12 protein-coding genes and 1 pseudogene are annotated in these 11,959 nt (G+C 61.4%); 12 read left to right on the top strand and 1 reads right to left on the bottom strand.

The features are described from left to right. Nucleotides 1-113: 113 nt before the first annotated feature. From nagZ to E8M77_RS17275, 11 genes and pseudogenes are all read left to right on the top strand, one after another. Nucleotides 114-1,112 carry a beta-N-acetylhexosaminidase gene (gene nagZ, locus E8M77_RS17325; protein ID WP_137131991.1) on the top strand — a complete coding sequence of 333 codons (999 nt, stop codon included), beginning with the start codon at nucleotides 114-116 and terminating at the stop codon, nucleotides 1,110-1,112. Nucleotides 1,113-1,160: 48 nt separating this feature from the next. Continuing rightward, nucleotides 1,161-1,988 carry a ScpA family protein gene (locus E8M77_RS17320; RefSeq protein ID WP_137131886.1) on the top strand — a complete coding sequence of 276 codons (828 nt, stop codon included), beginning with the start codon at nucleotides 1,161-1,163 and terminating at the stop codon, nucleotides 1,986-1,988. Nucleotides 1,989-2,013: 25 nt separating this feature from the next. Next, nucleotides 2,014-2,706, top strand: a complete 693-nt coding sequence (gene scpB, locus E8M77_RS17315) for an SMC-Scp complex subunit ScpB (protein WP_137131990.1) — start codon at nucleotides 2,014-2,016, stop codon at nucleotides 2,704-2,706. Between the two features lie 88 nt (nucleotides 2,707-2,794). Beyond that, nucleotides 2,795-3,898, top strand: coding sequence for an ABC transporter ATP-binding protein (locus E8M77_RS17310; RefSeq protein WP_137131885.1), 1,104 nt, complete (start codon nucleotides 2,795-2,797; stop codon nucleotides 3,896-3,898). A gap of 42 nt (nucleotides 3,899-3,940) precedes the next feature. Next, complete coding sequence (locus E8M77_RS17305; RefSeq protein WP_137131884.1) at nucleotides 3,941-4,141, top strand: twin-arginine translocase TatA/TatE family subunit; 201 nt, start codon at nucleotides 3,941-3,943, stop codon at nucleotides 4,139-4,141. A gap of 48 nt (nucleotides 4,142-4,189) precedes the next feature. Continuing rightward, nucleotides 4,190-4,627: pseudogene (tatB, locus tag E8M77_RS24480) on the top strand (Sec-independent protein translocase protein TatB); the annotation flags it as partial. 416 nt (nucleotides 4,628-5,043) lie between these two features. Further along, on the top strand, nucleotides 5,044-5,874 hold the full coding sequence (gene tatC / locus E8M77_RS17295; protein WP_137131882.1) for a twin-arginine translocase subunit TatC: 831 nt from the start codon (nucleotides 5,044-5,046) through the stop codon (nucleotides 5,872-5,874). A 96-nt stretch (nucleotides 5,875-5,970) separates the two neighbouring features. After that, entirely contained in the window at nucleotides 5,971-7,254 is a 1,284-nt protein-coding gene (gene serS / locus E8M77_RS17290) for a serine--tRNA ligase (protein WP_137131881.1), read from the top strand. Between the two features lie 5 nt (nucleotides 7,255-7,259). Beyond that, nucleotides 7,260-8,027 (top strand): 5'/3'-nucleotidase SurE, encoded by a 768-nt coding sequence (gene surE, locus E8M77_RS17285; protein ID WP_137131880.1) that lies wholly within the window; start codon nucleotides 7,260-7,262, stop codon nucleotides 8,025-8,027. Next, nucleotides 8,024-8,677, top strand: a complete 654-nt coding sequence (locus E8M77_RS17280) for a protein-L-isoaspartate(D-aspartate) O-methyltransferase (protein WP_137131879.1) — start codon at nucleotides 8,024-8,026, stop codon at nucleotides 8,675-8,677. The genes surE and E8M77_RS17280 overlap by 4 nt, the downstream gene beginning before the upstream one ends. Before the next feature lie 159 nt (nucleotides 8,678-8,836). Beyond that, nucleotides 8,837-10,432, top strand: a complete 1,596-nt coding sequence (locus E8M77_RS17275) for a LysM peptidoglycan-binding domain-containing M23 family metallopeptidase (protein ID WP_246659306.1) — start codon at nucleotides 8,837-8,839, stop codon at nucleotides 10,430-10,432. 51 nt (nucleotides 10,433-10,483) lie between these two features. Here the strand turns inward: E8M77_RS17275 and E8M77_RS17270 are convergent, their stop codons facing one another. Then, nucleotides 10,484-11,380: an ATP-binding protein gene (locus E8M77_RS17270; RefSeq protein WP_137131877.1), complete on the bottom strand. Its 897-nt coding sequence runs from the start codon at nucleotides 11,378-11,380 to the stop codon at nucleotides 10,484-10,486. Between the two features lie 202 nt (nucleotides 11,381-11,582). Here E8M77_RS17270 and yajC point away from each other — a divergent pair, with 202 nt between their 5' ends. Beyond that, nucleotides 11,583-11,933 (top strand): preprotein translocase subunit YajC, encoded by a 351-nt coding sequence (gene yajC, locus E8M77_RS17265; RefSeq protein ID WP_137131876.1) that lies wholly within the window; start codon nucleotides 11,583-11,585, stop codon nucleotides 11,931-11,933. Nucleotides 11,934-11,959 lie beyond the last annotated feature (26 nt).

Below are 11,959 nucleotides of genomic sequence, written 5' to 3'. Positions count from 1 at the left end.
GTTTGTGCCCCGTTTTTTGTTGAGGATGCACGAAACCGTGCGGGTGATGAATGGATGAGGGCTGCGGGATGATGAGTGAAGCAACAAGCGTTATGGCAGGTCCCTCGAAAGCCATGATCCTTGGCTGTGCCGGCCCGGTCCTGTCTGCGGATGAAATCGCGCTTTATCGCTCAGAGCGCCCCTGGGGCTTCATCCTGTTTGCCCGCAATCTGCAGGAGCCGCAGCAGATCCGCGATCTGGTGGCCTCGATGCGTGAGGCGGTTGGGCGCCCCGACGCGCCGGTGCTCATCGATCAGGAAGGCGGGCGCGTGCAGCGCATCCGCCCGCCGATGATTGAAAAATATCCGCCGGCCGCAGCGCTTGGTGCGCTCTATGAGGCGGACCGAGACAAGGGGCTGCGCGCCGCCTGGCTGATGTCACGCCTAAACGCCTTCGATCTCCTGAAACTGGGTATCAATGTCAATTGCCTGCCGGTTCTGGATGTGCCGGTGGAAGGGGCAAGCAATGTGATTGGCGACCGCGCCTATGGTTTCACGCCACAGGTCGTTGCAGCCCTGGGGCAGGCGGCGGCCGATGGTTTGAAGGCCGGCGGCATGTTGCCGGTGATGAAGCATATGCCGGGCCATGGCCGCGGCATGGCCGATTCGCACCATGCACTGCCGGTGGTCACCACGTCGCTCGAAGACCTCGACGCCCATGATTTTGCACCCTTTCACGCCCTGAAAGACGAGGCCATGGCGATGAGCGCTCATATTGTCTTCACCGCGGTCGATCCTCAGCGGCCAGCCACCACGTCGCCAAAGGTGATCGAGGAGATCATTCGCGGCCGCATCGGTTTTCAGGGCCTGCTGATCTCCGATGACAGCTCGATGAATGCGCTTCAAGGCACGCTTGGCGAGCGGGCGGCCGATATTGTCGCAGGCGGCTGCGATATTGTCTTGCATTGCAATGGCGTGATGGAGGAAATGAAAGCTGTAGTGCAGCAGGTCCCGGTTCTATCCGGACCCGCGCTGGTGCGCACTGAAGCGGCCGAGCGGGCCTTTCGCGTGCCCGATGGGCTGAGCGAGCAGGCGCTGCGGGCCGAATTCTGGGCCTTGATGGGCACGGCCTGAAAGGGCGTGCCATGAGCGCCGATAAGCTGGGGCAGAGGAGGGCAGGCAATGGCCGGTGATACATCGCAGTCTGCCACACCGATGGACAGGCTCTGGCAGGATACAGACGCGCGGGGGGTGAGCGAGGCGGCGCTCGTCATTGATGTCGGCGGTTTCGAAGGTCCGCTGGATCTTCTGCTGCATCTTGCCCGCACGCAGAAGGTTGATCTTGCCCGCATCTCTGTTCTGGCGCTGGCCGAACAATATCTGCAATTCGTCGATAGCGCGCGCCGTGTGCGCATCGAGCTTGCCGCCGATTATCTGGTGATGGCCGCATGGCTGGCCTATCTCAAATCAAAACTCCTCATTCCCCAGCAGGTGCGCCAGGATGATGGCCCGACCGGCGAGGAAATGGCGGCGACGCTTGCTTTTCGCCTGAAACGCCTGGAAGCCATGCGCGAGGCGGCAACCCGTCTCATCAACCGCAACCGGTTGGGACGCGATGTCTTTGCCCGCGGCGCGCCGGAGCATATCCCCGAGCGCAATGGGCAGGCTTTTGAAGCCAATCTCTATGATCTCCTCAATGCCTATGCCAATCTGCGCCAGAGACAGGCCGTTACGCAGGTGACGATCGAGCGGCGCAAGGTCTGGTCTCTGGTCGAGGCGCGCGAATTGCTGACCAGCATGATTGGCGAAATCGGCGACTGGACGGCGCTCCAGCATTATCTTCTCGACTATATGTCGCCGACCGATCGCGTAACGGCGACCGCCAGCGCCTTTGCCGCTTCGTTGGAGCTCGTGCGCGAGGGCCGCCTTGAAATGCGCCAGGATGGTGCGTTTCAGCCGCTTTACATGCGGCGCGCCACCGGTCGTCCTGGCGGCCCGGTCAGCGAATAGGAGGCCGCAGGTGTCGCAGACGGATATGATCGACGCGCTGGATCCGCTGGATGGGCCCGTAACCGGGCTGGAGCTGGAGGCCGAGCGCACAGCCGAAGCGCTGGTCTTTGCGGCGGCAGAGCCGGTCAGCGAAAGCTATCTGGCGGAGCGCCTGCCGCGCGGCGTGGATGTGGCACGCATCATGTGGCGGCTTGTGCGGCTCTATGCCGGGCGCGGCGTCAATCTCATTCGCGTCGAGGATCGCTGGGCCTTTCGCACGGCTGCCGATCTGTCCTTCGTCATCCGCCGCGACGATACCGAAGTACGCAAGCTCTCGCGTGCCGCCCTGGAGGTTCTGGCCATCATCGCCTACCACCAGCCGGTGACACGTGCCGAGATTGAGGAAATCCGTGGCGTGCAGACCTCGCGCGGTACGCTCGATGTGCTGATGGAGGCCGGCTGGGTGCGGTTTCGCGGTCGCCGCCGTACGCCGGGTCGCCCGGTCACTCTGGGCACCACGCCGCGTTTTCTCGATCATTTCGGATTGGAGGAAATCCGCGATCTGCCGGGGCTTGAGGAATTGAAGGGGGCAGGGCTTCTTTCCGGCCGCATTCCGCCGGATTTCCGCATTCCGATTCCGATGTCTGCTGAAGACCTCAGCGAGGATGAAGATCCGATCACGCAGCTTGATCTGGAGGAACTGGGGCTCTTGACACCGGGTGGTGGAGAAGACGAATAGCTGAGGACATCTGCGATCTGTGGCGGGCGAATGATTAGCGATCTCTCACGGCGGATGACAGCGGGTTGCATGACAAAGGCATGAAGGCATGAATGATCCCGCGCCCACAAGGGCTTCGACTGCAATCCGCCGCACCGCCGGCGTGTCCTTTGCCTCCAGTCTCGCCTTCGAAGCCGTCGAACACAGCTATCATGGCCGCGGGACGGTGCGCGATATCAGCCTGGAGGCAAAGCCCGGCGAGGTCCTGTGCCTGCTGGGCCCGTCCGGCTCCGGCAAGACGACGCTTTTGCGTATTGCCGCCGGCATTGAGGCGCAGACGGGTGGTCGCGTGCTGATCGATGGGCGTGAGGTGGCGGGACCGGAGACATTCGTTCCGCCGGAAAAGCGCGGCGTCGGGCTGATGTTTCAGGATTATGCGCTGTTTCCGCATCTGAACGTGCTGGAAAACGTGCGATTCGGACTGACCGCCCTGCCATCCCGTGAAGCATTGGCCGAGGCCATGGTGGCGCTGGAACGCGTCGGCCTTTCGCATTATGCGACGAAGTATCCCCATGCGCTGTCAGGCGGTGAACAGCAGCGGGTGGCGCTGGCGCGGGCACTTGCGCCGCGTCCGAGCGTGCTTTTGATGGATGAACCTTTCAGCGGACTTGATTCGAGGCTGAAGGATACGATCCGCGCCGATACGCTCGATGTGCTGCGCCAGACACGGGCAACCGCGATCGTCGTGACGCATGATGCGGAAGAGGCCATGCGCATGGCTGACCGGATAGCGCTGCTCAATCACGGGCGGCTGGTGCAGGTCGGGCGGTCTCAGGATCTTTATCGCCGGCCGCAATCGCTGTTTGCAGCCGCTTTTTTCTCCGAAATCAACCGTCTCGATGCCCGTGTGAGCAATGGCCTAGTCGAGACGCCGCTTGGCACATGCGCGGCGGGTGGTCTGGCTGAGGGCAGGGACGTGGAGGTTGCCGTGCGGATCTCGTCAATTTCCGTGCGTGAAACCGGCGGTTCCGTGCCGGCGCGTATCCTGACGCGTCGCTTTCTCGGCGTGGTCGAACTGCTGACGCTGGCTGTCGATGGGCTGGATGATCCGCTGCGCGCCCGCATCCGCGCCGACCAGTTGCCGGACGGTCTCACAGACGTGACCGTCAACGTTTCGCCAGACGATATTTTGGTGTTTGAAAAAGAGAGATAAACGTCTTACATCGGCAAGAACGCGAAATTATGGAGTGACGTCATGGGTTCCTTTAGTGTCTGGCACTGGTTGATCGTACTGGTCATCGTGCTCATCTTCTTCGGCCGCGGCAAGATCCCGGAACTCATGGGCGACGTTGCCAAGGGCATCAAAAGCTTCAAGAAGGGCATGTCCGACGAGGAGACGACCGACGCGACGCCGACCAGCAAGACGGTCGATCACAAGCCGGAAGAAACCAAGTAAGGCCGTTGGTGCCGCGCCTATGAGCGCGGCCCTGCAGGAGCGTAGCGCATGCTGGACATCGGCTGGACCGAGTTACTTGTTATCGCGGTCGTCTTGATCGTTGTCGTCGGTCCGAAGGATCTCCCGCCCATGCTGCGGGCCTTCGGAAAGATGACATCCAATCTTCGCAAAATGGCAGGGGACTTTCGAACGCAGTTCGATCAGGCCCTGCGCGAAGCGGATATGGATGATGTGCGCCAGACCTTGTCTGATGCGCAGCGCCTCAATCCGGCCAATGCGCTGCGCGAGGCGATGAACCCCTTGCGCGAAATGGGCAATGAGATCCGCAACGATCTTCAGAAGGCGACGACAATGCCGCCGCTGAACGAGATCGGTCGCAAGCCGGAGGACGAGACGGCCGAAAGCCTGATCGATGAACTGCTGCCCGTTGCGGACATGTCGCTGCCGGAAACGCCGCCGATGGGCGTCACTCCCCTTTCAGCGCCGGCTGCGGCGCCGGCGTCAACCCCAGTGGTTGCCGCGGCGTCGGTCGTTACGCCGGCCGCACCAGCCTCAACAGGTCCGGCTGTCACGCCAGCGCCTGCCGCAGCTGCTACAGCACCCACTCCTGTCGTTGCAACAGTGACGGAAACGCCGGTGCCTGCGGTCAAGAAGCCGCGTGCACCACGAAAGCCCCCTGCTGCCGTCGAGGAAGCACCAATCCCTGTGGCTGCGGCCAAGCGCACGCGCACCGCCAAGTCGATTTCGGCGGCTGCGATTGAAGCCACCCCGTCAAACGCGCCCCCATTGGAAAAGGCACCGCGCAAGCGGGTGGCCAAATCCATCGAGGCTTCCGCAGAACTCGCCACAAGTCCGGTGCAGCCACGCAAGCGCAAGAAGCCTACCACGCCCAAGGATGACGCATGACCGGCGAAATTGAAGACAAGCCCCAGCCGCTCATCGAGCATCTGATGGAGTTGCGCACGCGCCTGATTTGGTCGCTTGCCGCCTTTTTCCTCGCCTTCCTGGTCTGCTTCTACTTTGCCAAGCAGCTCTTCAACCTGCTCGTCGTTCCCTATAAATGGGCGGTGGTCTGGGCAGGGCTTGACCTGTCTAAATCGGAACTGATCTACACTGCGCCGCAGGAATTTTTCTTCACCCAGGTGAAGGTCGCCATGTTTGGCGCGCTGGTAATCGCGTTCCCGATCATTGCCTCGCAGCTCTACAAGTTCGTGGCACCCGGCCTTTACAAGAACGAGCGGGCGGCTTTCCTGCCGTTTCTGATCGCTTCGCCTCTGTTGTTTCTGCTCGGCGGCGCGCTCGTCTACTTCTTCTTCACGCCCATGGTCATGTGGTTCTTCTTGGCCATGCAGCAGGCGCCTGTCGATGGCGAAGTTGCCATTTCGCTGATGCCGAAAGTCTCGGAATATCTGTCGCTGATCATGACGCTGGTCATGTCCTTCGGTCTGGTCTTCCAGCTGCCGGTGGTCACCACGCTTCTCGTTCGTGTCGGTATTCTCACCAGTGATTGGCTGAAGGAAAAGCGCAAATACGCGATCGTGCTTGCCTTTGTCGTGGCCGCTGTTCTGACACCGCCCGATCCGCTGTCCCAGATCGGTCTTGCGCTGCCGGCTATCCTTCTCTACGAGGTTTCCATCTATGCTGCCCGCCTGATCGAGCGCAAACGCGCCGCCGAACAGGCGTCCGGCGATTCGGAAAGCGCCGCTGTCGTGGCGAAGTCCGACGAGGCGTAGCGATCGTTCCGGCAGAACAGGATGTCTCGGCCGGACGCCATTTTCCGGCCGGGGCGCATCGCGTCGGCCCTAACCACAAGATGACCTGGAACGACGATGCTCGATATCAAGTGGATCCGTGACAATCCCGCTGCCCTCGATGAGGCCCTGAAGAAGCGCGGCGCCGAGCCGCAGGCGCAAGCCATCATTGCGCTTGACGAGACGCGCCGCTCCGCCATCCAGACGCTGCAGGACATGCAGTCACGCCGCAATGCCGCATCGAAGGAAATCGGCGCGGCAATGGCTGCGAAGAACGGCGAATTGGCCGATCGACTGAAAGCCGAAGTGGCCGACCTGAAGGACAGCATGCCGCGCGTCGAGCAGCAGGAGCGCGAGGCAGTTGCAGCTCTTGATGCGGTTCTGTCTGTACTTCCCAATATTCCCTTTGATGATGTGCCGGTGGGCAAGGACGAGCACGACAATGTCGTTGCCCGCGTTGTCGGCGAAAAGCCGCGCTGGAACCATGCCGCCAAGGAGCATTTCGAGATCGGCGAAGCGCTCGGAATGATGGATTTCGACCGAGCTGCAAAGCTTTCGGGCTCGCGCTTCACGGTTCTGACCGGTCCCTTGGCGCGGCTGGAACGCGCGCTCGGCCAGTTCATGATCGATCTCCACACCGCCGAGCATGGCTATACGGAAGTGTCCTCGCCGCTGATGGTGCGCGATGAGGCCATGTATGGCACCGGCCAGTTGCCGAAATTTGCCGAAGACCTGTTCCGCACGACCGATGGCCGCTGGCTGATCCCGACGGCGGAAGTGACGCTGACCAATCTCGTTTCGGGCGAAATCCTCGATCAGGAAAAGCTGCCGCTGCGCTTTACCGCGCTGACGCCGTCCTTCCGCTCGGAAGCCGGTTCTGCCGGCCGCGATACGCGTGGCATGCTGCGCCAGCATCAGTTCTGGAAATGCGAGCTTGTCTCGATCACCGATGCCGAAAGCGCGGTGGCCGAACATGAGCGCATGACGGCCTGCGCGGAAGAAGTGCTGAAACGCCTTGGTCTGCATTTCCGCACCATGACGCTTTGCACCGGTGACATGGGCTTTGGTGCCCGCAAGACCTATGATCTGGAAGTCTGGCTGCCGGGCCAGAACACCTATCGCGAAATCTCGTCCTGCTCGGTCTGTGGCGATTTCCAGGGACGCCGGATGAATGCCCGCTACCGGGTGAAGGATGAAAAGACGCCGCGTTTTGTCCATACGCTGAACGGTTCTGGCACGGCTGTTGGTCGCTGCCTGATTGCGGTGCTGGAAAACTATCTGAATGAAGATGGTTCTGTGACCATTCCGGACGTGCTTCTGCCCTATATGGGCGGCCTGACGAAAATCGAGCGGAGTGCGTAACAGGCATGCGCATCCTGCTGACCAATGATGATGGCATCCAGGCCGAAGGCTTGGCGGTGCTGGAGCGTGTTGCCCGCAGGCTGAGCGACGACGTATGGGTCGTGGCGCCAGAAACGGACCAGAGCGGGCTTGCCCATTCCCTGACCCTGTCGGAGCCGCTTCGTCTTCGCCAGGTGTCGGACAGGCATTTTGCCGTGCGCGGCACGCCGACCGATTGTGTCATCATGGGCCTGCGCCATGTCATGGACGTCAAGCCGGATCTCATTTTGTCGGGCATCAATGCCGGTGCAAACATTGCCGATGACGTGACCTATTCGGGCACCGTGGCCGGTGCCATCGAGGGCACGATCCAGGGCGTGCGGTCCATTTCGCTCAGCCAGGCGGTGCGCTACGAGGATGGCAAGCGCCACCTTGACTGGGCGACAGCTGAACATTATGCGCCGGACCTGATTGCGAGGCTTCTTGCTCTCGATCTGCCGGCCGGTACCTTCCTGAATGTCAATTTCCCGGCCTGCGCTGCCGGTGATGTGGCTGGCATAGAGGTGACCTCACAGGCGCGCACCGATTTTGCGCTGGTTCTCGATGAACGTCAGGATGGCCGTGACAACCCCTATTTCTGGCTGCGTTTTGGCGAACGTGCCGGTCAGTTTGCAGAAGGTACCGATATCCAAGCTCTTCGCGCCAATCGGATTTCCGTGAGCCCGCTGAAGCTTGACCTTACGGATTATACGGTGCGCGACAGCCTTGCTCGTGCGCTGGGGGGTAACCCTTGAAAGCCGGCATGCTCGAGAAGGAGGGGTTTGCCTCGCTGGTGCTTCGGCTCCGGGCGGAAGGCCTCACCGATCTCGATCTGCTCACCGCCTGCGAGCAGACGCCGCGCTCGCAATTCGTGCCGCCGCAATTCATTGGCGATGCCTATTCCAGCCGTTCTATTCCCATCGATTGCGGTTCCTTCATGGAAGGTGCGGATCTGGCCGTGCGCATCCTCTCGCGCCTGCAGATCCGTCCCGGTCAGCGGGTGCTCGAAATTGGCACAGGTAGCGGCTTCATGACCGCCGTCATGTGCCGGCTTGCCGAGCGCGTTCTGTCCGTCGAGCGCTATCGCACGCTGGTCACGGCGGCGCAGGGGCGGATCGAGGCGCTGGGTCTGCGCAATGTCATCATTCGTCAGGCCGATGGTGGCAATGGCATGCCGGGCGAGGGCACGTTCGACCGCATTCTGGTGACTGCCGCCTTTAGCCAGATCCCGCGATTCTATGCCGAACAGCTGGTGCATGGCGGTTCCATGGTGGCGCCGCTGATGCTGGATGACGAGACGTGCATGATGGTGCGCCTGACCAAGACCGGCAGTCGCTTCGAACGGGAAGATCTGTTTCCGGTCGGTTTCCTGCCGCTTGTGCCGCATATCGCCTCGCAACTGTGAAAAGGGTGATTGCTGCGCTGCATCATGGTTAGCAATTTGCCAAAAATATTCGACCCTTATGGCGGGCCTTAACCCGCCGGTAAGACTAACGCGCTTTAATGACTCCCAAGTTGGTTGCGTGGTGTAGGTCGAGTCATGCGTTTGAACAGTTCATCGAAAATGAGAAACTCAGCCGTACGCATAGCCGTTGCGGTCTTTCTGGCCAGTACGGCGGCGGGTTGCAGCTCCGACGCATCTCGTTTTACCGGTCTGTTTTCCGACAAGGATAGTCTGACGACGGCATCCATCCCGCAAAGACAGGGTGGCGGTGCTTATGGTCTTGCACCGATCCCGGAAGAAAATATAGGTTCCGCACCCGGCTCGGACTACCTGTCCCGCAGCGGAGCGGTGAGCCAGCCTTATCCGGCCGCAAATTCCGGTGGTTATGCGTCAGGCGGCTACCAGCCTGTTGCGCCGGCAAGCCCGTCGCCGGCACGTGCCTCCGCATCCATCCAGCGCGCTGAACTTGCGCCGCCTTCAGCCGCGTCGCAGTCTGCCGCTTCGCTTCCGCCGGCCCGCGATCTACAGAGCCGCAATGAGGCGCTTGCCCAGCCCATGCCGGCCAAGGTGCCGGAAGCCACGGCCAGCGTGCGCCGTCCTCCGACCGTCAATGCCGATGGTGTCGTCACCGGTTCGACTGGTTCCAAGGGCTGGTCTGTTACCAATGCACCGAAGGTAACGTTGAAGCCCGGTGAGACAGCTGCAACGCTTTCCAACCGTTACGGCGTTCCGGAAAAGGAAATCCTGCGCGCCAATGGCGGATCGATCACGGCCGGTCAGATCGTCATCATCCCTACCTATTCGCAGGGCACGAATGCGGCCAAGCTTGCGGCCGGCGCCATCGACCTGCAAAATCCGGGCAAGCTTCCGGTTCCGTCCCAACAGCCGGGCGACAAGGTTGCCGTCCTGCCGACACCGGCTGGTGCCCGCGACAAGATGCAGGCCGAAGCCGGCAAGCTGACGCCGCCTGCCGGCGGCAAGCCGGTTCCGCCAAGCGGCGGCTATGTCGTCAAGAGCGGCGACACCCTGTCCAAGATCGCCAAGGCCACCAATACGCCGATCGATCGCCTGAAGGCCGAAAACGGCATCACCGACGGCAATCTGCGAATCGGCCAGACTCTGAAGGTTGCCGGCACCTCGGGCGATGACCTGAAGACGGCCTCGATTCCCGCTGCTGCAACACAGAAGCCTGCCGCTGCCCCTAAGGCCGAGCAGGTTGCCCTGAAGCCGGATGCGCCGGCTGCCAAAGCGCCTGAAAAGCCAGCGGCGGCCCAAACGGCAAGCCTGTCGGATGTCGAACAGAAGTCCGACATGTCGACGCCTGCACCGACATCTACGGGCATCAGCAAATATCGCTGGCCGGTCACTGGCGCGGTGATTGCGTCCTACGGGCAGAACGTCAATGGCAGCCGCAATGACGGTATCGACATTTCCGTGCCGGAAGGTACACCGATCAAAGCCGCCGAAAACGGCGTCGTGATCTATGCCGGCAATGGATTGAAGCAGCTCGGCAACACGGTTCTCGTGCGCCATGACGACGGCAAGGTTACAGTCTATGGCCACGCCGCCAATATTTCGGTGACGCGCGGCCAGAAGATCCAGCGCGGCCAGACGGTCGCCACATCCGGCATGAGCGGTGACGCCAAGCGCCCGCAGGTACATTTCGAAGTGCGCAAGGATGCAACGCCGGTAAACCCGATCACTTTCCTCGAATAGTATTGCGTCGTGAGGAGATAGCGAAAGCCCGGCTCGTCCGGGCTTTCTGCGTTATGGGGAAGGTGCCACCGATGCATATCCGTCGCGCTCCAGCGGCTTGCGCAGGCGCCCGGCGAGATCCTGGATATATTGCCAGGCGACGCGGCCCGAGCGCCCGCCGCGGGTGGTTGCCCATTCCAGCGCCTCGTGATGCAGTCTTTCACGATCGTCCGATATGCCGAAATGGTCGGCATAGGCGTCGATCATCGCCAGATAGTCGGTTTGGTTGCATTTGTGGAAGCCGAGCCAGAGCCCGAAGCGATCCGACAGCGAGACCTTCTCCTCGACCGCTTCCGAGGGGTTGCTCGCCGTCGATTGCTCGTTTTCCATCATGTGGCGTGGCAGAAGATGTCGGCGATTGGACGTGGCGTAGAACAGGACATTGTCCGGACGGCCTTCGATGCCACCATCAAGGGCTGCCTTCAGGGATTTATAGGCGGTATCGTCATGATCGAAGGATAGGTCGTCGCAAAACACGATGACTCGAAAGCCTGATGTTTTGAGGATATCGAGAAGCGTCGGCAGCGACGAAATATCTTCGCGGTGAACCTCGACCAGTTTCAAGCGCGCGCCGGCGGCGCGCACATCCGCATGCACGGCTTTCACCAGCGAGGATTTGCCCATGCCGCGCGCGCCCCAGAGAAGCACGTTGTTGGCAGCAAAACCCTCGGCGAATCGCAGGGTGTTTTCATGCAGGATGTCGCGAACGTGATCGACGCCACGGATCAGCTTTAGTGCGACGCGGTTCGGGCGCAGCACCGGTTGCAGGAATTCGCGCGCAGGCACCCAGACGAAGCAATCGGCGGCGGTCCAGTCGTTTTTCGCCGGCGGCGGGCCCGCCAGCCGCTCCAAAGCGTCGGCAAGGCGGCGAACCTCGGCAATCAGTGTAGCGGTTGAAACCTCGGACATGTTTTCCCTCCTGTGCATCGACTTGCACGGCAACAACGCTTTTCGTTCGCGGTAGCATGGTGTTTTGTGCATCGAAAGGGTAAGAGCGCTCAATTCGGTACGCCGTGTCCGCCGTTTCTGTTGCATTCGCCTTCAGCGCAACTATATTCCGGCGGCTTGAAGCGGGGGGTACCTCCGTAACCATTTTTCCTGGGAGTTCTCGATGTTCATTACAGAAGCATTTGCCCAAGCCGAGGGTGCCGCACCTGGTGCATCCGCATTCGGCTCCGGCCTCGAAATGCTTTTCCTGTTCGCGCCGCTGATGGTGGTCTGGTACTTCTTCCTCATCCGCCCGCAGCGTGCACAGATGAAGAAGCGGCAGGAAACGCTGGCGAACATCCGTCGTGGCGATCAGGTCGTTCTCGGCGGTGGCATTGCCGGCAAGGTGACCAAGGTCGTCGATGACAACGAGCTCGAGGTCGAAATCGCCGAAGGCGTGAAGATCCGCGCCATGCGCACCTATATTGCCGAAGTCCGTGTCAAGGGCGAGCCGGTCAAGACCGAAACTGCCTGACACCCGATAGCGGGTTGGCGTCCCGG

Source organism: Rhizobium sp. FY34, assembly GCF_005222845.1.
In the GTDB taxonomy this organism is placed as follows: Bacteria; Pseudomonadota; Alphaproteobacteria; order Rhizobiales; family Rhizobiaceae; genus Neorhizobium.
The sequence above is the reverse complement of the archived record's forward strand: the minus strand, read 5'-3'. Positions and strand labels throughout refer to the sequence as shown.